This is a genomic window from Corynebacterium sp. MSK004 (genome assembly GCF_030232515.1).
Lineage (GTDB): Bacteria > Actinomycetota > Actinomycetes > Mycobacteriales > Mycobacteriaceae > Corynebacterium > Corynebacterium hesseae.
In genome coordinates, this window is sequence record NZ_JASPKB010000007.1 from 120,229 (window position 1) to 142,850 (window position 22,622).

Below are 22,622 nucleotides of genomic sequence, written 5' to 3' on the forward strand. Positions count from 1 at the left end.
CGGCCCGAGTCTAACTAACCTCCCGCAGCGCCACGACGGGTTGCCCGCGGTGGTCCAGCACATCCGTCTCTACGCCGTAGACCTCGCGCAAGAGTTCCTCCGTGAGCACCTCCCCCGGCGCGCCATGGGCGCGGGCCTTGCCACCGTGGAGCACGACGAGCTGGTCGCACATCCGAGCCGCCAGGTTGATGTCATGAATCGCCACCAACGCGAGGCTTCCTTCCTCCCGAGCTTTTGCCCGCACGCGGCCCAAGACGAAGAGCTGCCGGTTGAGGTCGAGGGCGGAGGTGGGTTCGTCGAGAAGCATGAGCCCAGGGGTCCCCACCAGCATCTGCGCCACGGCGACGAGCTGGCGTTGGCCGCCGGAGAGCTCGTTGAGGTAGCGCTGCGCAATGTCGTCGAGCCCCATGGAGTGCAGGACCGCGGCGGTGCGGGTGATTGGGTCCTCGCACGCTTCGCGCCGCGCCGCAATCAGCACCGCCTCAAACGCGCGCAGCGCCGCGGTGTGCGGCAGGCCCTGCGGCACATAGCCAATGAGCTGGCGGCGCCGCTGCCCGCGCGGGCTCTGGCCGTCGACGCGAAAGTCCACCGTGCCGCCCCGCGCGCGATGCACGCCAGCGAGCGTCTTGATGGTGGTGGTCTTGCCGGACGCATTCGGCCCCAGCAGCCCCACGACCTGCCCGCCGCGCAGGGTGGGAAGGCTCAGCCCGTCTACCACCGTGCGCGAACCATAACCGGCGGTCAGATCGGAGATGGTGAGTTCTACGTCCACAATGCCCTCCTCCGGGTCATGACGATGGCGATGAAGAATGGCACGCCTAATAGAGAGGTGACGATGCCGATGGGGATGGCCAGCCCGGGCTTAATCAGGAGGCTGAGCGCGTGGGCGGCGCACATCACCGCCGCGCCCGCGGCCATGGAGGCCGGTACGAAATAGCGCTGGTCCTCACCCACCAACATGCGCGCGATGTGCGGGCCCACCAGGCCGATAAAACCGATGATGCCGGCGAAAGCCACGGTGGTGGCCGCGACGAGCGAGACCACGACGAGAACAATCACGCGTAGGCGGGAGGTGTTGATACCGAGGGCGGTGGCGCGGGCGTCACCAAGCCGCAGCGCCGTTAGCCGCCACGACAGCGCTCCCAGGATGGGCAACGCCACCGCAAGCACGCCGGCCAGCACGGCGTTGGCCTGCCAGCTAGCGCGGGTGAGCGAACCCATGGACCAGAAAACGATCTGTTGGAGAGCCTCGCTGGAAGAGCGGTATTGAATGAGCGCCAGCATGGCCTGGAAAAAGAAGACGAGGCCGATGCCGAGCAGCACCATCGTCTCGGACTTCGCACCGCGAATAACGGCGGCAACGACGATGATGGCCGTGGCCAGCGCCGCCGACAGCCACGCGATGAGTGCGAGGTTGAACTGCGGTTGGGCCAGAAGCTGCCAACGCAACACGATGGCGCTGGCTCCGCCGAAGGCAGCCGCCGCGGAGATGCCGAGGGTAAAGGGCTCCGCCAGCGGATTATCCAGGATGGTCTGCATCTGCGCGCCAGCCAGTGACAGGCTGGCGCCGATAAGCAGCGCCATGACGGCCATAGGCAGGCGCAGGCTCCACAGGACTGTACGCGTTTGCTTGTCGACGCCTCCCGGATCCACCATCCCCCGCAGCACCTGCCCCGGGGTGAGGTCGATGGCGCCAACGATCACGCTAAGAACGAATGCGGCGAGCGCTACGACGATAAGCCCAGCGACGATGGCGATGCGGCGGCGGGTCACGCGGGAGTGCTCGCGTGCGAGGGCCTCCACGGGAAGCACCGCGGTTTCTGCGCGCGTGGTCCGTTCAGGGCTTGCCGAGCGCGCGGTTGAGGTGAGAATGCTCATGACTAGTTGGTACTGAAGAAGGTTCCGTCGCCGGGGACGGGCGAGTATTTCTCTTGGGCTTCGGCCCATTCTTGCTGAACGTCGACGTCTGCGTAGTCCTCTGGGTGGAGCCACACGGCGATCTGAAGGAGCGCCAGGTAGTTGAAGGGCGAGTTGTAGAACTGGTGCCACAGGCCGTGGAGGTTGTGCTCCTTGACGGCGGAGAGGTCCTCAAAACCAGGTTGAACGCCGGCCAGCGAAGCGGCGCTGTCATGGGCGTCCTTTTCGCTGATGCCATAGCCGGCGGCAGCGAAGCCGGTGTGGCCCTTTGCGTTATCGACCTTGGCGGACCAGTCGCCGCCGGTGGCGATGATCATGTCGGGATTGGCGTCGATGACCTTCTCCGGGGTCAGCGCGCCGGACTCACCCTCGATGATGCCGTCTGCCACGTTCTTTCCACCGGCGACGTTGACCAGCTCAGAAATGTTGGAGTCATTCCACGAGCCGCAGCAATCGGAGACACCCGCTGCGCGCCACACGAAGGTGGAGGGCTTGTCCTGCGCTTTCGTGGCGCGCTCGGTTACCAGATCCACGTTCTTTTGCCAGTCCGCGATGAACTCCTCCGCGCGGTCCTCGTGGCCGAAGATATCGGCGAAGATTTCCATGGTGGGAATGGTGTTCTCCAAGGGCTTGGCGCGGAAGTCCGTGACGGCATAGGTCAGGCCGGCCTGATCCAGCTTGTCGGTGAGCCCAGCGGTCTGGGAGGCCTCGTACTGATCCTTGGAGAGCACGATGAGGTCCGGGTCGAGGCTGATGAGCTCCTCCACAGTGACATCGCCCTTGGTGAAGCCGCCGATTTCCGGCAGCTCGTTGACTTTGGGCGTGGTCTTTTCCAACTCGCGGTAGTAGTCGGGCACATTCTGCTTCAGGTCCGATCCGATGGCCACGACCTTGTCCAGCGGGTCTTCCTTGTTGAGGATGCCGGTGGCAAAGACGCTGCGGCCTTCTCCCAGGATGACGCGTTCCGGCGCGTGGTCCAGCTCCACCTGGCGGCCGGCAAGGTCTGTGAAACTCACAGCGGCAGTCCCCTGCGCTCCCGTGGCCTGCTCGCTGCCGGCATCGGCATTGTCGGAGGCACAGCCCGCCAGCGCGCTGGCCAGCGCCGCCACCATGGCGCACGCCCCTACTACTCGCCCGGCGCGCGGACGGGATGCCTGGCCTGCAGGCGTCGATACATGAAGCACGATTTCTCCTTCAAACTTTGGTCTTATGGTCTGTTCGGAGGTTCATACTACACAGACAGGTAAGGCTACCCAAAGCCTGCATAGGGTAGGCAATGCTTCCAGTAACGCATACGGAGCACAAAAATGCCCCACCCCGGGGTATTTCCCAAGGCAGGGCCTCTAGGTATGCAGTCGCGCCCAACGGCGCTAACCGGCTCTAGCGACGCTCAGCGAGCAGGCGCTGCAGTTCCTTGATATCGGACTTGCGGCGCTTGGAGCGGAAAACGGAGAAAGCGATAAGGCCTACGACGGCTGCACCAACGCCGGCGAGCGCCATCTGCACATTGCGCTCCTGCAGCTTCTGGGTTGCCGCGCCCTTAGCGTCCTCGACGAAGTTCTGCGGCTTGCTGCGATCAGCCAGCTCATCCAAGGTGCTAGCCAGCTGACGGCGGGTGCGCTCGATGTCGCGCTGGATATCATCAATGTTGCGTGCCACGTGAATCTCCTGAATTTGGCTTCGTTCGGTGTTGCTGCGGTTAGTGTCTTTCTAACCGTTGTGGTTCTAACGTCGACATTCTACATTGACCGCCAGCTCCCCTGCAGAGTTGGCCAACGTTTGTTTCACCCTCGGTGGCGTAGATACGCCAGATAGCCTCCCCGTAGGGCACGGTAAGGTAGACAGCATGACTGAAGCACAACGACTGTCCGTAGGAGACAAGGCTCCCGCTTTTTCCTTGAGCGATGATGCCGGCAACACCGTAAGTCTGAGTGACTATGCTGGCCAGCGCGTCGTGGTTTACTTCTACCCGCGCGCCAACACCCCTGGCTGCACGAAGGAAGCCTGCGACTTCCGCGACAGTCTGGAGCAGCTCAATGACATGAACATCGCCGTGGTGGGAATCTCCCCTGACAAGCCCGAGGCACTAGCAAAGTTCCGCGAGGACCATGAGCTCAACTTCCCGTTGCTGTCTGACCCCGACAAGGAAGTCATGACGGCTTATGCCGCTTTCGGCGAGAAGAAGAACTACGGCAAGATCGTCCAAGGCGTTATCCGCTCTACCTTCCTTGTAGAAGAGGACGGCACGATCGGCCAAGCCATGTACAACGTCAAGGCCACCGGCCACGTCGCCCGCGTGCTTAAGGGGCTCAACTAAACCGTGGAATCCAGCTCGAAGTCACCGGAGATTCTGGTCCCAAGGCGTCGCCCAGCGCAGGCGCGCAGCCGGGCCAAGTATGACCGGATCTTGTCCTGCGCGCGGGAGACGCTCGTGGACTATGGCTTCGAGTCCTTTACTTTCGACGAAGTCTCGCGCCGCGCGGAAGTGCCGATTGGCACGCTCTACCAGTACTTCGCCAACAAGTACGTGCTGATCTGCGAGCTCGACCGCCAAGACACCGCGGAGATGTTGGCTGAGGTTGAGCGCTTTTCCCAGCGCGTTCCAGCCCTGCAATGGCCGGACTTCCTCGAAGAATTCATCGACCGCATGGCTCGTGTTTGGCGCAACGACCCCTCGCGCCGAGCGGTGTGGCATGCCGTGCAGTCCACACCCGCGACCCGCGCCACGGCCGCCGACACGGAGCTCAGCCTGCTCAAGCCCATCGCGGAAATCATCGAGCCTCTTGCCCAGGGCATGGACGCCGACGCCCGCGTGGAGATCGCCGCCTTCCTCGTCCACACCGTGGTCTCCCTGCTCAACTACAGCACCATGCGCTCCGAGGAAAGCTTTGATGGCGTGGTGGAAGAGATTAAGCGCATGCTCATCGCCTACCTCTTCGCCATTGCCACGAGCGCCTAGCCACACCCAGCGAAGCCAGGTGCACCCAGGCGTGTTTAGCGCGAAAGGTACACAATGGCGGTGGCGTAATCACCATCGTGGCTAATCGACAGCGCCGTGGAAAACTCCCCCAAGGACTCCCGCGTGAGGCGGGCAATCTCACCACGCAACTCGAGTGCTACTCGCCCCCACGCATCCGGGCGGACCTCAATCTCCGCCCAGTCCACGGCTTCCTCTGCGATGACCGGCGGGTGCGCGTAGAGCGCTTGCGACCACGCCTTGATGAAGGCCTCCTTCGCCGCCCAGCGCCCCGCCAGGTGCTGCGCGCGGGCAGCACCGCTCAGCCCCCGGGCCTGCGTCACGCGCAGTTCGGAAGCGCTGAAAACCTGCGCGAAGCGCGTGCCGGGAAGCTCCAGCTGCTGGGCAAAGGACGGGATGTGCACCAGGTCGGTGCCCACGCTCACGCCACTTTTTGTCATGCGGGCAAGCTTAGCGTGCCAGCTCCTGTTTGAGCTCCTCCAGCTCGTCGCCGCCCGCCATCCACTGGGTCAGCTCCGGCAACGTGACCTCCTTCTTAGAAGCGTCCAGCGACATCTGCCCCACCGTGAGCACGATGAAGTGATCGCCCACGAGGTAGGCATGCTGCGGGTTGTGCGTAATGAAGACCACGCCCATGCCGCGTTCGCGGGCGGCGTCGATAAAGCGCAGCACCATGCCCGACTGCTTCACGCCGAGTGCTGCGGTGGGCTCGTCCAGGATGATGTAGCGCGCGCCGAAGTAGATGGCGCGGGCAATCGCCACCACCTGGCGCTGACCGCCGGAGAGCGCGGAGAGTTCCACGGAGACGTCGCCAAGCTCAATGCCCATCTCGGACAGCTGCTCGTGCGTAATGCGCTTCATCTCTTCCTCACGCAAGCTCCCCAGCGCCCCGGTGAGTTCCTGGCCCAAGAAGAAATTGCGCCACACCGACAGCGAGGGAACCAGCGCCAAATCCTGGTACACGGTGGCGATACCGGCGTCGAGAGAATCGCGGGGGCTGGCGAAGCTCACCTCTTCCCCATCGACGGTGATGGTGCCACCGGTGGGCTGGTTAAGTCCGGCCAGAATCTTGATCAGCGTGGACTTGCCCGCGCCGTTATCACCCAGCACGCAGGTCACTGCGCCTTCCTTGACGCTGAGGTTGATACCGCGCAGGGCGTGGAAGTTGCCGAAGGTTTGGGAAATATCGTGCAGCTCAATCATGGTTATCGCTTCCTCGTGAAGTTGGCCACCGAGGTGTTCGTGAGCACGGCGAAGAGCAGCATGGCGCCGAGGAAGAACTTGAACCAGTCGGGGTTCCAGCCGGCGTACACGATGCCCTGGTTGGTCATGCCGAAGATGAGCGCGCCGATGGCTGTGCCCACCGCGGTGCCGCGCCCGCCGGTCATGGAACAGCCGCCAATGACCGCGGCGATGATGTAGAGGAACTCGTTACCGATGCCCTGGCCGGCCTGGATGGAGTCGAAGGCAAAGAGGGTGTGCATGCCCACGAACCACGCCGCGAAGCCGACGAGCATGAACAGCGCCACCTTGACCCGGCGCACGGGGACGCCGACGGCGCGGGCGGCTTCATCGTCGCCACCAACGGCGAAGATCCAGTTACCCCAGCGAGTCTTGTACAGTACCCACGAGGCGATGGCGACGAAGAGGATCCACCAAATGACGGTGGCGCGGATGCTCAGGCTGCCGATGTGGATGGTGCCGGCAAAAATGACGCGAGCAGAACCAAAACCTTCCATGTCCGAGATAGTCGGAGTAGCTACCTGGCCGGTCACCAGCTTGGTAATCGCCAGGTTGAGGCCCTGCAGCATGAGGAAAGCCGCCAGCGTAATAAGGAAGGAGTCGATCTTGGTGCGCACCACAAGGAAGCCGTTGAGCGCGCCGATGGCCAGGGCGGTCAGCAGGGATAGGCCCACACCCACCCACGAGTTGAGGTGGAAGTTGTAGTTGAGCATGGTGGCCACGAGCGCCGCGGACGTCACCGCCACACCGGAGGACAGATCAAACTCATTACCAATCATGAGCAGGCCCACCGCCAACGCCACGATGCCCAGCGTGGAGCTGGCATAAAGCACCGTAGAGAAGGCCTCCACCGAGCGGAAGGCGGGCGCCACGATCATGAAGAGGACGAAGATGACCACCGCGCCGAGCAGGCTGGCCAGCTCCGGGCGGCGGATGAGGCGCGCGAAACCGCTGCGGCGGGTCAGGCGGGTATCGGCGGGGTGTGATTGCACCTCGTCTGATGCAGTCGTGGTTTCGCTCATCGCAGACCTTCCTTAGCGGATTCGGAGATGATGTCCACGTTGGTGGAATCCACGAAGGAGGGGCCGGTATAGACCGGGCGGCCGCCGCCCATGGTGGAGCCGTTGCGGTGTGCCAGCCACAGCGAATCGACGGCGAGGTAGCCCTGCATATAGGGCTGCTGGTCGACGGCCCACTGGATACGCTGATCCGCGATGGCGCCGACAAGCTCGGCGTTGGTGTCGAAAGTGGAGACCTTGGCCTTGGAGGAGGCATCGGCAACCGCGTCGGCGGAGCGCATAGCCACGGAGGCCTGCAGCGCCATGACCCAGTCGATGGAAGGATCCTGGCTCAGCTTCGCGTTAATGGTGGACTGCGCGGCGGTCAGATCCTTGCCGTTGACGTACAGGAGCTCAACCTTGCCGTTGTCCAGCCCTTTCTTCACGCCGGCGCAGCGCGACTCCTGCGAGGAGTTGCCTTGCTCGTGGATAACGCACAAGACGTGCTTGGCGCCCTCATCCTTGAGGCGCTCGCCGGCCTTGGTGCCGGCCACTTTTTCCTCTTGGCCGAAGAAGGCGCTCATGCCGTACTTCTGGTAATCATCCATGCCGGCGTTAAGCCCCACGGTGGGGATGCCGGCATCGGAAGCCTTCTTGGCCACAGGCCCAATCGCACCAGAGTTGGGCATGGTCACGGCGATGCCATCCACGCCGGAGTCGATGGCGGACTGCACCAGGTTTGCCTGGTTGGGTGCTTCCGGGTCGGAGGAATAGCGCAGCTCGATATTGTCCTTGCGGGCGGCGTCCTCCGCGCCCTTGCGCACGAGGTCCCAGTAGGTATCCCCCGGCGCGCCGTGGGAGATCATGGCGACGACAAGGCGCTCGGTGTCGACGCCACCGGCTAGCTCGCCGTCAGCGTCGGGGCGGGGCGCGCCACCGGTGGCCGAACATGCTGTAAGCACGGCGACGGCAGCGACCGAGATGATACCTAGCAGTGGTTTCTTAGCATTTTTCACCCTTGCATGGTGCCCCAGATATCAGGACTTCTCCAACCCGTCTGACCTGCTTCTTTATCGTTCCAGAGGGTACAAGCTGGGGATACTCCACGGTTTGCTACCCCCGTTGAGCCGTGCTTCCTCCCTCCGGATCCAAGGTGCCTCCGCGCAGGCGCGCGGACTCGCTTAGCAGCACTGCGGCCTCGCGTTCAGCTACCTCGGCGGCTGTGCCCGCCCCCAGGTTGCGGTTCACCGGCCGCTCATACAAGGCGGGCCCGCCGCGCATGGCCTTTTCCAGGCACCGCAAGCCACACCGCTCCCGCTCGGCGGCGGCTGAGCGCCATGCTTCGGCCTCGGCCTCACCCCGCTCGCGCACCAGCGCGGCATGAAACGCACCGGGGTGCACGAGCGCGATGAGGGCGGAGACATGTCCGAAGCCCAGGGAGGTCACCAAGCCGGCTTTCGGCGGGGTGCGGCGCAGGTCCAACGGTTGGCACAGCCACACCAGGTGCGGGTGGCGGCGCAGCACGGGGTCGACGCAATCAAGCGAACGGTTCGGCGGGAGGACTCCACTACGCAACGCCTGAGTCAGGCCGACGAGTTGGAAGGCGGCGGCACCGCCCTTGGCGTGCCCGGTCAGGCTCTTCTGCGAAACCACATACAGCGGGTTGCCGGGGCTGCGGCCGAGGGCTGCTGCGATGCGCTCGTGCAGGTCCGATTCGTTGGGGTCGTTGGCGTTGGTGGAGGTATCGTGCTTCGACACCACCGCAATATCGTCCGCGCCCACGCCGAGGGCCTTCAGCGAGCGGGCCAGGCGGGAGTCCTGCCCACCCCGCGCCGCCGAGAGCGCGCCCATGCCCGGCGCGGGGATGGAGGTGTGCGCGCCGTCGGCGAAGGACTCGGCAAAGCCCACCACGCCAAGCACCGGCAACCCCATCTCGGCCGCGAAGGATCCACGGGCGAGCAGGATGGTTCCGCCGCCTTCGGATTCCACGAAGCCGCCGCGGCGGCGGTCGTTAGCGCGGGAGAAGAAGCGATGCTCAATCCCCTTCGCCGCCATCTCCGCGCTATCGGCCGTGGCCGCCATGTCACCGAACCCGGTGATTCCCTCAATCGACAGGGCATCGATGCCGCCGGCCACGACGAAGTCGGCTTTGTGCAGGCGCAGCTTGTCGACGCCCTCCTCCACCGACACCGCCGCCGTGGCACAGGCGGCCACGGGGTGCACCATCTGGCCATAGCCGCCGACATAGGACTGCATCACGTGCGCAGCAATGACGTTGGGCAGCGCTTCCTGGAGGACGTCATTGGGCCGCGGCTGGGCCAAGAGCTTATCGACGTACAGCGAGCGCAGCGCCTCCTGGCCTGCCATGCCGGTTCCCTGGGTGGAGCTCACGCGCGCCGGGTGGACGTGGGCCAAGAGCTCGGCTGGGCTAAAGCCTGCGGAGAGGAAGGCATCCACGGTGCACACCAGGTTCCACAGGGCGAGGCGGTCGAGGTTATCCACCATGTCCGCGGGGATGCCGTAGACCTGCGGGTCGAAGCCCTCCGGAATCTGGCCACCCACAAAGCGGGTCATGGCCACGCGCCGCGGAACCCGCACCGCGGAGCCCGCGGGTCGGGCGACCTGCCATTCATCCTCACCGGTCGCATCAGTGACGCGGCGCAGCGTAGCGCCTTCGCAGCTGTCGACGAAGCTGCGTGCTGTCTCTTCGTCCTGCACGGTGAAGCTCAGCGGCTTCTCCAAGTAGATGGTGGTCAGCTCGGGCGCGAGGTTATCCACCATGGGCAGGTGCGGGCCGAAGTCATCGTGGAAGCGGCGCACACCAATCCCGGCGAGAACCTCGTCGTGGAAGCGCGCGTAGACGTCTTCCTCGGCTACCTCCTCTCCTTCGGCCGTCAGCCATCCGGCTGTGCGCTCATCCCAGCTGATGAGCCCGCGGCTCCACGCCAGCTCCAGCACTCCAGCAGCAGACAGGTCCCCGCCGACCTCCGCCTCAAAGCGAGTACGCGATGAACCCAGCGGGCCGAGCTCGCCGGCCCCGACGATGACCACCATGTCCTCGAGGGACTGCGTCACGCCATTGAAGTCTGGGCTGGTGCACTCGGCAGGCCTGAGCACGTTCGGCAGGGCTTTTACCGTTCGCGGCGCCTTCCCTTCGCACAAACTACCGGCTACGCGCGATGCGTCGCTGTTCTCGGACTGCGCCGCGCTGGCAAGTGCAGCAAGGTCCAGCTCAGCCTCGGCCAGCCCGCCGGTGAGGTCCACGCTCAGCGGCGCCTGTGCTGCTTCGGCGCGGATGCGAGGGGAGGCGGTGGCGTCGATAAGCTGCACCGCCATTTCCTTCGCCGAGAAGGTTCGCACGCCGCGGGCCTCCACCTGTGTAACCAGCGGATCGTTGCCGCCCATCAGGCCGGTGCCGCGCACCCACCCGATCTGGGCGTGCACCAACGAGGTGCGCGCACCCCAACTGGATTGCTCGGAAGACCAGCGGTTAACCAGGGCGTCGAGGGCCGCCTTGGCCTCGCCGTAGGCGCCATCGCCGCCAAAGCGCCCGCGGTTGGGTGAGCCCGGAAGCACCACGTGTAGCCGGTGGCCAACATGTGTATCCGCACCCACGGCGGACAGCGACGCGATGAGCTTCTCCACCGACCACAGCAGCAGACGCATCTGGGACTCCGCCCCTGCCCCGGCATCCGCAAGAGTGCCGGCGACACGCGGCGCGGCGAAGGGGAAGAGCAGATCCGGCACGTAAGCAGGCTTGAGCTGCACAGACTTTCCACCGACGGTGGCGGTGCGCTCCGCCGCAATCCATTCCGCAAGCGCGTCCACGTCCGCGAAGGAATTAAGGTTCGCCGGAACAACCCATAGTGCTGCCGCGCCGACGGCACGGCTGCGATAGAGCTCCTTATAGAACTCGAGGCGCTCGTGGCTTAGTTGGGAAGTCGTCGCAATCACGGTCGCGCCTTCCGCGAGCAGCTCACCGATGAGCTCTGCGGCAATCGAACCCGGCGAGCCACCCGTCACCACGGCCACCTGCCCGGCGAAGAGCAATCCATTCGCCGGGGTGCGGGCATCGCGGGCTAGGTCCTCATAGCCGAAGTGCTCAGCCAGGAGCGCCACCTCCTCGCCGGCGCCCAGCACGTCCAGCTCGGGCTCTGCTTCCCCGGCGGCGGCCGCGCGGGCGATGTCCTCGCGGGCGGTGGCCCAGAGGTCGTCGAGAAGCACTGCCTTGCGCGCATCGAAAGCGGGGGCGACCTGGCGCTGCCAGTCCGGGCCGAGCTCCGCTGCAACGAGCTGCTCCAGCTCCGTGTGCGAAGCGCTGTCCCCCTGCTCAGTCGCGGTCTCCTCGCGCCCCAAGGCGGCGAGTGCGGCGCGGGCGGAGTCCTCCAGCGCCGCTTCAAGGCGCTCGGTATAAGTGCGCACCGCCTCCGGGTCCACGGTCTCGTGTGGCGTTAGAGCAACGGCCTTCTGCAGCGAGACTCCTTCGCGCTCGCCGGCGGCGCGCACGGAGGCGTCGATCAGCGCATCGAGCTCAGCAACCGATGCCGCACCGGTCATGGGCAAGCTGGCCAGCTCCCCGCCGCGCAGTGACGAGCCCTCGCGCGTGCCCAGGACCAGCTGTGCAATAGCGCGATCGGCCCAGCCCGGGCCCAATCCCCAGGTAGTGCTCACGCGCTCGGCCACGTAGCTCGGCTTCTTGCCCGCGGGCCCGGTCAGCCGGGTGAGCGCCTGCGCGACGTGCTCCGCGAGGACCTCCCCAAACGTTGCATAGCCCGGCGCGCGCTGCGCCACGCTCTCCGCCAGCTGGGGAATAGGTTCGTCCGCGGCATTCTCGATGGCGCTGATGCCGAACTCCACGCCGAGGTCAACAAGCAACTGGTTGCGGCGGGAGGATACGCCTTCCACGAGGGTTTCGATGGAATCAGTCGCCGCCATCTGATCGGGGCGGACCTTCGTCCACAACGCAATAAGCATCTCAAGAGCCTGGTGCACGCTGAGCGGGCGATCCTCGACGGCGGCTGGGGCCTCCTCGCGCGGGGCGTGCACCGTTTCTTGCTGGTGTGCGCTCTCGGATGGCTGCCTCGACTCAGGCTCACCCTTCTGCGCTTCGACGGCGTCCGCAGAATCCTGCGCTGCTGACTCGGGTGCCGTCTCGGCGTCTTCGGCAAAGACCCGCCCACGGTCGCGCTCATAGTTGAGCACCTCGATGCCTGTGCTGCCCGCATACTGGGGCAGCCGCAGGGTTTGGCCCAGCATGTTGGTCAGCGTGGGCGCGGTGCCAACGCCAACCTCGATGAAACGCTCCACGCCGAGCCCACCAAGGAGCAGGTCCTGGGTCTCAATCCAGCGCACCGGGGAGGCAAACTGCCAGGCCAAAAGCTCGATGAGCAGGGTGCGGCCCAAGCGCGCCGGGCTCGTCACGGCACCATCGAAATCCGCCAGGATCTCCTCGATAGGCTCCGAGTCCACCACTTCTGCGATGGACTCCACGAACTCACGGCTCAGCGCAAAGGGCCGCGCCACGAGGTTTGGAATATAGCGCCCCACCAGCACGTCGAGGTTGATTTCTGCAGGGATGAGTGCATCGAGGTGCGCGCGGAAATCCGCCACACCGCCCACGAGGCGGGAGGAGTGGAAAGGCACGTCAATCCCCGGGATGGGGATAACGGCGCGTTGCCCAAGGGCGCGACGCTCGGCGTCGCGGGCCAGTGCATCCAGGCCCGCCTTCGTGCCGGCCACTGCATATTGGCGCCCAGCAATATTGTGGTTGACCACCTCGAGGAACTCGCCCGTCTCCGCGGCCACACGAGCGACATGGTCAAAGGCTTCGGTCGCGCTCATCCCCATCTTGTTCGGGCGCAGCGCCGCCAAACCGTAGAGAGACTGCCCAGCGGAATCGCGCTCGACCAGACGGTGCATGGTCAGCCCGCGAACATAAACAATGTCCAGGACCGCCTCCAGCGACAGGACCTCGGCATAAGCGGCCAAGGCGTTGTATTCACCGACCGAGTGTCCAGCGAAGAAGGCACCGCTGTCGAAGACTCCGGATTCCTTCAGCGCCGCAATCTGCGCGCAGCCGAGCGTCGCCATGGCCACCTGCGTAAATTGCGTCAGGTAAAGCACACCGTCCGGGTGCGTGAAGGTCTCACCATCCACGACCACCGTGTCCGGGTTGTGACGGACGATTTCCAAGATGGAGAAACTCAAGCTCTGCCGCGTGTACTTATCCGCGCGCTCCCACACCGCGCGTGCCGCTGCGGATTCTGCATAGTCTTTCATCCCCATCCCCGGGGATTGGATTCCTTGGCCGGGGAATGCATAGAAGGTGGTGGGGCTGCTCATCGTTGCCTGGGCCTGCAGCACCGGCACGCCCTGACTGGTGGCAGTCACGCTGCGGACCTCGCCGTAGCCGCCGCGCTTGTCGACGCCCACCCGTTCCACCACAAACTCCACCTCACTGCCCGGCAGCACTGGTGCAAGCCAGGTAGCGGACCAGTCGAGGACGCGGGCGCCGTCGAAGCCCGCGGCCGCCTGCGCGAGCGCCGAGGTCCACATGCCGTGGACGATGGGGCCTTCACGATGTCCCGCCAATGCCGCCGCGTTCGATGACAAGTGGATGGGGTTCCTATCCCCCGTGACCACGGCGAAGGGCAGCAAGGACTCCGGTGCCACCACGCTGGTGCGGTGACGGAAGGAGCGCGGTGTCTCACGGACCGATGACTCTACTGTCTCCGCCCCGCTTTCTTGTGCACCATAAGTTGCGGCGCCCACGGTCTCGAGCGCGGCGTCACCGCGGCGCCCGGTGATAAGGAAGCGCTCGTGCATCTGCGCGAATTCATGTTCTTCTCCGCGCACGGCTGCAGTCACGCCGACAGAAACGTCGACTACGCGCCCCAACGGCGTATCGCGTACCTCCTCCAACTCAGCGGTGTAGCGCAGGCCCAAAGGCTCGGAGCCCGGCGCGGCGCTGGCGCGAAGCAGCTCCCAGGTCTCTGGCTTGAGGCTCAGCGCGTGCTCGAGGTGTACCAGGTCGAGAAAGCCCTCCACTACCGGCTCCCCTGACGCCGTATGGGCACCGGCCAGCACGGCGAAGGTGGCCGGCCAGGCGGGGCCGACGAGGACATCGGGCGAGACAGTAGCGCTCGTCTCCCCGCTCGTCACCGCGCTGTAGTGGGCGATGTCGGTGGCGCTGAGGCGAGCGCTGACCGTCGCCGCAGTACCAGAGCCTGCGTTTGGTAGGTCACCGCCGACGGCCTGGCGCAGCAGCTCCCGCATGGCGGTCTCGGCATCCTCGACCTTAACGAGTGGTGAGGCACCCGGAATGCTCGGCGGGGTGATGCGAACACGCATCGACGCATCGGAGTGGAAAGGAACGGTCAACCACATGGCCTCCTCGCCCGCAGCTTCCAGCTCGGCGCCATCAAGCCCAAGGCGCAGGGGGTTGGGCTGCTCGCGCCCGGCCCAATTCAGGCTCGGGGCGCGTCGGATGAGCTCTTCGTCGCTCATGTTGAGCTCGCCCGCAAGGCCCTCGTCGAGCTCTGCGTCGGAGGAGTCGAGAAGCGCAAGCACCGCCTGCTCGAAGCGGCCGAGAATCTGCGCCACCGGCTCGTTGGCCTGCGCGATTCCCTCAACTGCTGCCGTGCCGGGGATGATGCAGACTTCATCGGCGGAATAATACTCATCGTGGGCCTGCCACAAGGTATCGCGGCGCCAGCGGCGGCGTACTTCGGAGTCAATGACCGGCACAAAGTTCGCGGGTTTGCCAGGGCCATCCACGAGCTGAATGAACCACGCGGCGTCGGTCGGGTGCAGCGCCGCGTCACCGTAGAGTTCGGTTAGCTGGGCAACTGCCTCAGCCGGGTTCTCGCGGTCAACCTCAACGCGCAGCTCGATCTCGCCGTGATCGGTCAGGTGAAGGCGGGCTTCGGCGCGAGCCACCATGCGGGTAAACCGACTCAACCAGGATTCATCAACCCAGCCGTCCAGGTAGGACAGCTCAAGGTAGCGCTGCAGCCACTCGGAATAGGACATCTCATCGAGTTCGCCGAAGTAGGGCTTGCACGTGCGCCCGATGGCTTGAATGATTTCCGCGCGGCGGGTCTCCACGGCCGCGGCGTCACCGGCCACCTCATCCAGAAGGCGCCCGGCGCGAGCGAAAGAGTTATCCAGCTCATGGATGTCCGCGCCCAGGTCCGAGCGGCCCGACACAACGTCACTGCTGCGCGCTGCCACAAGCGCCTGCTTCACCGACTCGGATGCGGTGGATTCCTTCGCCGCCATGGCAGCGGTGCCCACCATGATGGCGTCGACTGGCGCCGCGGGCAGACCGAAGCGTTGCGCCCACGTACCCAGCAGGTACTCCGCGCCACGCGCCGGGGTGCCGATTCCCCCGCCAACGGCGAGGAGGACATTGTCACGCTCACGGATCCGCGCGTAGGTGGCAGCCAGAACATCATCGAGGCCCTCTAGGGAGTGGTGGCCACCGGCCGCGCTACCTTCCAGCTGCATGATGACGGTGGTCTCGGGGAGAGCATCGGCGATACGGAGCACCTCCTCTACCTGCGCCGAAGTTCCTGGCTTGAAGGCGACCCAAGGGATGTTTGCCCCGTGGAGCTTCTCCCCCAGCTCCACGGCCTCCTCCACAGGAGGAATGCCGGCGGAAATCACCACGCCATTGATGGGTGCTCCTCCTGCACGCGCTCGCAGAATCGAATTCGGCCCCTCAACCTGGCGGCGCCACTGGGAAGCCGCGAGGTACAGCGCGTTGAACTGGGCATTGACCCCGGACTGCAGCAGTCTGCGCAGTACGCGCAGGCTCTCCTGCAAGATGGCGTCGGTGTGCTGGCCCCCGCCGGCCAGCTCCGCCCAGTGCCCGGCATTGGCGGCTGCGGCGACGATGGCCGGATCCACCGTGGTGGGGGTCATCCCGGGGAGCATGATCGGCGAGTAACCGGTGGCCTGCGTAAAGGCAGTCATCAGACGCCCGTCTGCCACTCGCGGTGCCCACTTGGACCACGCGCGGGGCAGGGCCGGTGCGCGGCCCGGCTCCACCAGCTGGGCCAACCCTTCCGGTGCAGCGACGGCCAGCGTGCCCACTCCGTGCCCGGCGACGATATCCCGAGTCAGCGGCTCCACCCCGCGGACAGGCCCGATTTCCAGAATCCAACGCGCCCCGGCCTGAAGCGCTGTGTCAACGCGCTCGGGCCAATCCACGTAATCGGTCAATACCGCCCGCGCGAGCTGCGCGGTGGGCTCAGGATCCAGTCCGATCCGGTCCGCCCAGATTTCCACCTGTTCCACCGCACACTGCATGGTGGGATGGTGGAAAGCAGCTGAAACGTCAAGGTCGGAAACGGTAACTGCGGCGGGCTTCCCTTCCCGCTCTTCTTTAAGGGCCGAGCTCTCCTGCAGCGCGGCCTTCACCCGGGAAAGCTCAGCCGGTGTTCCGACGATGACGAAGCGCCCCCGCCCGTTATCGAGTCCGATGTGGGCGCCGGTGTCGAGCAGTTGCTGCTTCGTCGCGCCGGTCACCGCCGCCATGGGCGCGCCCTGCTCGGTGCGGACCAGCCCAGCACTGCGTGCGGTTGTCTCCAGAGCTGCACCGATAAGGCGTGCCAGCGCCAGAGCCTCGGCTGGGCTCATGCGTCCCTCAACGACCGCCGCGGCAAGCACGCCCTGGGAGTGGCCAATGCTGATGACGGCATCCTCGAGTTCTATTCCCTGCGCACGCAGTGATTCGAGGACAGCCAACTGCGCGGTGAGGATGCCGGGGGTGGAAAGCGAGGCGTCGGCAAGCGCGTGCGCCCACGCCGGCTCCTCGTCTGCCCAGGCCAAAGGCGCAAACCCGTGCGGAGCAGCAGCCAGAAGCTCCTCCTCCAGCGGGGCAAGGAGTTCCTCGGCCGCGCCGAGGTACTCCGCTATGTGTGGCCGCGCACCGGTAGCAAGGGCATTGCGCAACGTCGGCAGCCAGGCATAGCCCTGACCGGAGAAAGACAGCGCAAAGGGCTCGGAGCCCAAGCGCGCGGACAAAGGCGACAAAGGCGCAGAGACGTGAAAATCAGACACCTGCACTACTCCCCCAAGGTGTGGGCGACGAGTTGAACCGCCTCTTCGAGGGAAGACTGGGTCTTCGGCTCAGGCGCATCACAAAAGACCTGGCAGGCGTGGTCTGGGACAACCTCGGCCGAGCGCGTCAGACCGCGTTCAGCGAGGTACTCGTCAAAGAACATATCGATACTCATACCGTGTGCCGATTCTACCCACTAGGATCAATGCGTCATGGCCTCTCGTACCCCGTTCTTCATCGCCGCGCTACTCAACGCCGTGGTGGCTGTGCTCGTGGCGGTCGGCCTGCTCCTTCCCGCCCCGGCCGCGCCTCCAGTGGCGTCGCCAAGCGCGGCACCAACACCACCCACCGCGCAGGAGAGCCCAACAGAAGAACCCTCCGACGTAACCACGCACACACCAGACATTGCGCCAAACATTGCCGAGGCGCTCGCCGCCTTAGAATCCCTGGAGGTCAAGGGACGTGCGCCCATGACCGGCTATGAGCGTGAAGAGTTTGGCCAGGCGTGGTCCGATGACGTCACGGTGGAGTTCGGCCACAACGGCTGCGATACCCGCAATGACATCCTCCGCAGGGATTTGGATCCGGAGAGCCTCGTTCTCAAGGAAGGCACCCACGACTGCGTGGCGCTTTCCGGCACCTTGCACGATCCCTATTCGGGCCAGGACATTGAGTTCCAGCGCGGGGCGCAGACATCACGTGCGGTACAGATCGATCACGTTGTGCCGCTTGCCGACGCCTGGCAGAAAGGCGCCCAGCAATGGTCACCAGAAAAACGCCGCGACTTTGCTAATGATCCCCGCAACCTCCTCGCCGTTGATGGTCCCCTCAACCAGCAAAAAGGCGCTGGCGATGCCGCCACGTGGTTGCCGCCCAACAAAGGATTTCGCTGCGAATATGCGCGCCGCATCGTAGAGGTGAAGGCGGCCTATGAAATCTGGGTCACGGCAGCGGAGAAGGATGCACTCCGTCAGCTACTGAATGCTTGCTGAGTATCTTTACCCCTTTTAGATGCCCTGATACCCCTCCCGCTACCCCCGAAATTATGCGCATAATATTCACTCACCCCTAAACGGTTATGCAGGGTTTTCGGCGGCGGGAACCTTGGTGCGCACTGCGCCAACATTCCTCCCACCCGGAGATTTCTATAGGCCTATTAATATGTAATTAATGCAAACTGAGCTCACATAAGGGACACCCCCTCAAGAATCTAAAACGATAAATCTTTCCCTCCTGCCTCACATTTCTTTTAATATGTGACACAGCACCTAGCCTGAGGTCTAGGTCACATGGACGCCGTAAGCTCTCGCTGGCCGCCATCACTCCCAATCCTGCCGAGACGACCCCTGCGAAGGAATAGTGATGTTCAAGTACATCATCAAGAAGACCGCCAGCTGGCTGGTAGTCATCTTCCTCGCGACTAATATCGCGTACCTCCTGGCCGCAACCTTCCTTGATCCCCGATCAAATTATGTCGGCCGCAACCCACCGCTCGGGCCGGAAGAAATCGGTCGCATCCTCACGCCACTCGGCCTCAACCCGGAGACCCCGCTCCTTGAGCGTTGGTGGGGATGGCTGTCCAACATCATCTTCCACTGGGACTGGGGTACCTCCCCTCTCGGTGACCCGGTCAGCGCACAAATCGGGCACCGCGCGCTCGTCTCGGCGCAGCTGCTGCTCGTGGCCACGATTCTCTCCGTCGTCATCGGCGTCGCCCTCGGCGTCTACACCGCCTCCCGACAGTACAAGGCGGCCGACCGCTTCTGGCAGGGCGTCTCCATCATCACGATGAACACGCACGTCGTCGTGGCCTCCATCTTGGTCGTCGCCGGTGGTCTGTGGATCAACCGCGTGACCGGCCACCGCGTGGTCTACGTGACGGGCGCTTCCAGCCTCGGCGTCGAAGGCTTCTTCCCCAAGCTGCTGGATATGGCGCAACACCTCATCTTGCCGTCCATCTCGCTCATCATCATCAGCTACGCCGGCTACCACATGATGCAGCGCACCTTGCTGCTGGATAACTTGAACGCCGACTACGTGCGCACCGCCCGGGCCAAGGGCCTGACGCGCTCCCAGGCCATCCGCAAGCACGCCCTGCGCACCTCCATCATTCCGGTCGCAACCTCCGTGGCCTTCTCCGTTCCCGGTATTTTTACCGGCGCCATCATGACGGAAACCATCTTCGCGTGGAAGGGAATGGGCCAGTACTTCATCGAAACCATCAGCCGCAACGACGTCAACGGCACCACCGCCGTCGCCGCCTTCGGTGCCGTCATGATTGCCTTCTCCGCAATCCTGGCTGACCTCGTCGTCGTCGCCCTCGATCCGCGAGTAAGGGTGAGCTAAATGTCTCCAGAAAAGAAATCTACGTCGCCACGCTCCGAAGCGCGCCACACCGAGCGCCACCGCCGCAACGACCTCGCTATCGATACGGCAGCTGATAACCTCGGCGTGCGCCCGCATGCCGCCACTGCGGACTTTTCACCGCAGACCGAACCCAGCGCACAGTCCGCGCTCGGCTCCGGCGTCGACGTCGATGACGCGCAGCGCAAGCAATTCTCCAGCGGCGATTTCCGCGGCACCTCCAAGCTCAAGCTGTACGTTCGCCGCTTCTTCCGCAACAAGGCAGCTGCCGTCGGCCTCGTTATCTTCCTACTGCTTACCCTGCTCTCCATTTTCGGCAGCTACCTCACCCCGTGGTCCTTCGACGAGCCGGACTTCTTCAACCTCTCCACCGGGCCTTCCCCGGAGCACTGGTTCGGAACCACGGACTCTGGAAACGATCTCTTTGCGCAGACCGTCCACGGCTTGGGCCGCTCGCTGATCATTGCGCTCATCGTCTCGCTGGCTTCTACCCTGATCTCCGCCTTCATCGGCGCGGCCGCGGCCATGTACGGCGGTGCGGTGGAAAAGGTCATCCTGGCAGTCATTCACTTCCTGCTGGCTATCCCGACCTTCCTGCTCATCGCCTTGGTGGTTTCTGATTCCGGCGGCGACTGGAAGCTGCTCATCGTGGTGCTCATCGCCTTCGGCTGGATGTACCCGGCGCGCGTCATCTGGGCCATGGCGCTCAGCGTGCGCGAGAACGACTATGTCCGTGCCGCAGACTACATGGGTGTCTCGCGCCTGCGCACCATCTTCCGCCACGTAGTTCCCAATATCGGCTCGCTGCTCATCATCCAGGCGGCCCTGGGCGTGGTGTCCACCATCATGTCGGAGACCGCGCTGTCCTTCCTGGGCTTGGGTGTGAAGCTTCCCGACGTCTCCCTGGGCACCCTCCTGGCCGGCGGCGCCAACGCCGTCGAGGCCTCGCCCTGGCTCTTCTACTTCCCCGCAGGCATCCTCACGCTGCTGACCGTCTCCATGGCGTTCATCGCCGACGGCCTGCGCGATGCCATTGACCCCAACTCGAACTCCGGAGGCCGAGCATGACCCCGCAGAATACTGCACACACCGCCAACGCCGACCCGGCCAGCCGCGCCACCGACCCCGCTGCATCCACCGATCCGGTGCTGTCCGTGCGCAACCTCACCGTCACCTTCCCCTCGGAGGCCGGCTCCGTCCACGCAGTGCGCGGCGTCGACTTCGACCTCATGCCGGGCCGCACCCTGGCGATTGTGGGCGAGTCCGGCTCCGGTAAGTCCGTGACCTCTTTGGCCGTCATGGGCCTGTTGCCCGACTACGCCAAGGTGGAAGGCTCCGTGGTCTATGCCGGCACCGAGCTCATTGGCAAGTCCGACAAGGAGATGTCGAAGATCCGCGGCAAGGATATCGCCATGATCTTCCAGGATCCTCTCTCCTCCCTGACCCCGGTGTTCTCCATCGGTGACCAGCTCATCGAGGCCATCCAAACCCACCGCGATGTCTCCAAGAAGGAAGCGGAAAAGGAAGCCATTCGCCTGCTCGAGCTCGTCGGCATCCCGGAGGCGGAGAAGCGCGTGAAGTCATTCCCGCACGAATTCTCCGGCGGTATGCGCCAGCGCGTGGTCATCGCCATCGCCATGGCCAACAACCCGCGCGTCATCATCGCCGACGAGCCCACCACCGCGCTCGACGTCACCATCCAGGCCCAGATCCTGGAGGTCCTCAAGGTGGCACAGCGCGAAACTGGCGCCGCGGTCATCATGATTACCCACGACATGGGCGTGGTGGCCGGCACGGCCGACGACGTCCTGGTCATGTACGCCGGCCGACCGGTGGAGCTGGGTGATGTCGACACCATCTTCAACAACCCCAAGATGCCCTATACCGTGGGCCTTCTCGGGTCGACGCCGCGCGTGGACAAGGCCACCGACGAACCACTGACCCCCATCGTGGGTACCCCGCCGCAGCTTATCGATGTCGCCACCGAATGCCCCTTCGCGGACCGCTGCCCAGTGGTGAAGGATGAGTGCCGAACCTTGGAACCGGAGCTGCGCGCGCTTGACGACGTCCCCGGACACTTCGCCTCCTGCCTGCGTTCCGACGAGATCAAGGACGGCACCATCGGCGGCGAGCGCATGTACCCGTTGCCGAAGATTTCCGCCGATACCTTGGGCGATACTCCCTACGAGCAGCGGCCGGTCACCTTGGAGGTCAAGAACCTGGTCAAGGACTTCCCTCTTATCAAGGGAGCGATTCTCAAGCGCCGCGTCGGCACAGTACACGCGGTCAAGAACGTCAGCTTCGATGTGCACCAAGGCGAGTGCTTCGCCATCGTGGGCGAGTCCGGCTCCGGCAAGACCACCACCCTGCTGGAAATCATGGACCTCAACCCGCCAGAGGGTTCCACCATCGTGGTCAACGGCACCAACACCTCCGGTTTGAGCGCGTCCGCGCGCCGGAAGCTGCGCAAGGACATCCAAATCGTCTTCCAGGACCCGATGAGTTCGCTCAACCCGCGCATGACCATTCGTGAGATCATCGCCGAGCCGCTGGAATCGCTGGGGTACGAGGGGGACGTCGGCCAGCGCGTGGCTGAGCTGATGCAGCTCGTCGGCCTGGAATCCCACCAGGTGGATCGCTTCCCCGGACACTTCTCCGGCGGACAGCGCCAGCGCATCGGCCTGGCCCGTGCTCTGGCCACCAACCCCTCCATCGTGGTGCTCGACGAGCCTGTCTCCGCCCTCGACGTCTCCATCCAGGCCGGCATCATCAACCTGCTGCACGACCTGAAGAACCGCCTGGGCATCTCCCTGGTCTTCGTGGCCCACGACCTCTCCGTGGTGCGCCACCTTTCCGACAAGGTCGCCGTGATGTACAAGGGCGACTTCGTGGAATACGGCCCCACGGACGAGGTCTTTGACAACCCGCAACACGCCTATACCCGCGCGCTGCTCTCCGCCATCCCGGTGCCGGATCCAGCCGTGGAGCGTGACCGGGTGCGCGAGATTTACCAGCCCGCCGAAACCCCGGCTTAGCAAGACTTATAACTAAATACTCA

General features: G+C 64.7%; 16 protein-coding genes. 6 read left to right on the forward strand and 10 right to left on the reverse strand.

Annotated features, from left to right (window positions below):
• Nucleotides 1–10 precede the first annotated feature (10 nt).
• The 4 genes from QP999_RS09725 to QP999_RS09740 form a co-directional block, all read right to left on the reverse strand.
• Nucleotides 11–772, reverse strand: a complete 762-nt coding sequence (locus tag QP999_RS09725; protein ID WP_284848209.1) for an ABC transporter ATP-binding protein — start codon at nucleotides 770–772, stop codon at nucleotides 11–13.
• The gene (locus QP999_RS09730; RefSeq protein ID WP_209167932.1) at nucleotides 763–1,878 is read right to left on the reverse strand and encodes a FecCD family ABC transporter permease; all 1,116 of its coding nucleotides are present in this window, start codon (nucleotides 1,876–1,878) and stop codon (nucleotides 763–765) included. The genes QP999_RS09725 and QP999_RS09730 overlap by 10 nt, the downstream gene beginning before the upstream one ends.
• Before the next feature lie 2 nt (nucleotides 1,879–1,880).
• Nucleotides 1,881–3,029: an ABC transporter substrate-binding protein gene (locus QP999_RS09735; protein ID WP_070525343.1), complete on the reverse strand. Its 1,149-nt coding sequence runs from the start codon at nucleotides 3,027–3,029 to the stop codon at nucleotides 1,881–1,883.
• A 268-nt stretch (nucleotides 3,030–3,297) separates the two neighbouring features.
• Nucleotides 3,298–3,576 carry a DUF3618 domain-containing protein gene (locus QP999_RS09740; RefSeq protein ID WP_010191207.1) on the reverse strand — a complete coding sequence of 93 codons (279 nt, stop codon included), beginning with the start codon at nucleotides 3,574–3,576 and terminating at the stop codon, nucleotides 3,298–3,300.
• Between the two features lie 187 nt (nucleotides 3,577–3,763).
• Between QP999_RS09740 and bcp the strand changes: the two genes are divergently transcribed.
• Nucleotides 3,764–4,234, forward strand: a complete 471-nt coding sequence (bcp, locus tag QP999_RS09745) for a thioredoxin-dependent thiol peroxidase (protein WP_070522333.1) — start codon at nucleotides 3,764–3,766, stop codon at nucleotides 4,232–4,234.
• Nucleotides 4,235–4,237: 3 nt separating this feature from the next.
• A complete protein-coding gene (locus tag QP999_RS09750; RefSeq protein ID WP_070522336.1) occupies nucleotides 4,238–4,876 on the forward strand; it encodes a TetR family transcriptional regulator in 639 nt (212 codons plus the stop codon).
• Nucleotides 4,877–4,911: 35 nt separating this feature from the next.
• On the opposite strand, the gene acpS is transcribed toward QP999_RS09750, so the two are convergent.
• From acpS to QP999_RS09780, 6 genes are all read right to left on the reverse strand, one after another.
• A complete protein-coding gene (acpS, locus tag QP999_RS09755; protein ID WP_284848210.1) occupies nucleotides 4,912–5,334 on the reverse strand; it encodes a holo-ACP synthase AcpS in 423 nt (140 codons plus the stop codon).
• 10 nt (nucleotides 5,335–5,344) lie between these two features.
• Nucleotides 5,345–6,097, reverse strand: a complete 753-nt coding sequence (locus QP999_RS09760) for an ATP-binding cassette domain-containing protein (RefSeq protein ID WP_284848211.1) — start codon at nucleotides 6,095–6,097, stop codon at nucleotides 5,345–5,347.
• A 2-nt stretch (nucleotides 6,098–6,099) separates the two neighbouring features.
• A complete protein-coding gene (locus tag QP999_RS09765) occupies nucleotides 6,100–7,158 on the reverse strand; it encodes an ABC transporter permease (RefSeq protein WP_284848212.1) in 1,059 nt (352 codons plus the stop codon).
• Nucleotides 7,155–8,150, reverse strand: coding sequence for a substrate-binding domain-containing protein (locus QP999_RS09770; RefSeq protein WP_284848213.1), 996 nt, complete (start codon nucleotides 8,148–8,150; stop codon nucleotides 7,155–7,157). The genes QP999_RS09765 and QP999_RS09770 overlap by 4 nt, the downstream gene beginning before the upstream one ends.
• A 97-nt stretch (nucleotides 8,151–8,247) precedes the next feature.
• Entirely contained in the window at nucleotides 8,248–17,199 is an 8,952-nt protein-coding gene (locus QP999_RS09775) for a type I polyketide synthase (protein WP_284848214.1), read from the reverse strand.
• Nucleotides 17,200–17,204: 5 nt separating this feature from the next.
• Complete coding sequence (locus QP999_RS09780; protein WP_154762460.1) at nucleotides 17,205–17,375, reverse strand: hypothetical protein; 171 nt, start codon at nucleotides 17,373–17,375, stop codon at nucleotides 17,205–17,207.
• A 37-nt stretch (nucleotides 17,376–17,412) separates the two neighbouring features.
• Here QP999_RS09780 and QP999_RS09785 point away from each other — a divergent pair, with 37 nt between their 5' ends.
• The 4 genes from QP999_RS09785 to QP999_RS09800 all read left to right on the forward strand — a co-directional run bounded on the left by QP999_RS09785 (nucleotide 17,413) and on the right by QP999_RS09800 (nucleotide 22,599).
• Entirely contained in the window at nucleotides 17,413–18,192 is a 780-nt protein-coding gene (locus tag QP999_RS09785) for an HNH endonuclease family protein (protein ID WP_284848215.1), read from the forward strand.
• Nucleotides 18,193–18,562: 370 nt separating this feature from the next.
• A complete protein-coding gene (locus QP999_RS09790; protein ID WP_070522351.1) occupies nucleotides 18,563–19,546 on the forward strand; it encodes an ABC transporter permease in 984 nt (327 codons plus the stop codon).
• Entirely contained in the window at nucleotides 19,547–20,632 is a 1,086-nt protein-coding gene (locus tag QP999_RS09795; RefSeq protein WP_284848216.1) for an ABC transporter permease, read from the forward strand. It abuts the gene before it with no gap.
• Entirely contained in the window at nucleotides 20,629–22,599 is a 1,971-nt protein-coding gene (locus tag QP999_RS09800) for an ABC transporter ATP-binding protein (RefSeq protein ID WP_284848217.1), read from the forward strand. The genes QP999_RS09795 and QP999_RS09800 overlap by 4 nt, the downstream gene beginning before the upstream one ends.
• The last annotated feature ends 23 nt before the right edge of the window (nucleotides 22,600–22,622 follow it).

Coding starts and splice junctions, on each gene's coding strand:
- QP999_RS09795 (WP_284848216.1), top strand. CDS start 19,547: ATGTCTCCAGAAAAGAAATCTACGTCGCCACGCTCCGAAGCGCGCCAC.
- acpS (WP_284848210.1), bottom strand. CDS start 5,334: ATGACAAAAAGTGGCGTGAGCGTGGGCACCGACCTGGTGCACATCCCG.
- QP999_RS09760 (WP_284848211.1), bottom strand. CDS start 6,097: ATGATTGAGCTGCACGATATTTCCCAAACCTTCGGCAACTTCCACGCC.
- QP999_RS09730 (WP_209167932.1), bottom strand. CDS start 1,878: ATGAGCATTCTCACCTCAACCGCGCGCTCGGCAAGCCCTGAACGGACC.
- bcp (WP_070522333.1), top strand. CDS start 3,764: ATGACTGAAGCACAACGACTGTCCGTAGGAGACAAGGCTCCCGCTTTT.
- QP999_RS09800 (WP_284848217.1), top strand. CDS start 20,629: ATGACCCCGCAGAATACTGCACACACCGCCAACGCCGACCCGGCCAGC.
- QP999_RS09785 (WP_284848215.1), top strand. CDS start 17,413: ATGGCCTCTCGTACCCCGTTCTTCATCGCCGCGCTACTCAACGCCGTG.
- QP999_RS09790 (WP_070522351.1), top strand. CDS start 18,563: ATGTTCAAGTACATCATCAAGAAGACCGCCAGCTGGCTGGTAGTCATC.
- QP999_RS09780 (WP_154762460.1), bottom strand. CDS start 17,375: ATGAGTATCGATATGTTCTTTGACGAGTACCTCGCTGAACGCGGTCTG.
- QP999_RS09735 (WP_070525343.1), bottom strand. CDS start 3,029: ATGGTGGCGGCGCTGGCCAGCGCGCTGGCGGGCTGTGCCTCCGACAAT.
- QP999_RS09765 (WP_284848212.1), bottom strand. CDS start 7,158: ATGAGCGAAACCACGACTGCATCAGACGAGGTGCAATCACACCCCGCC.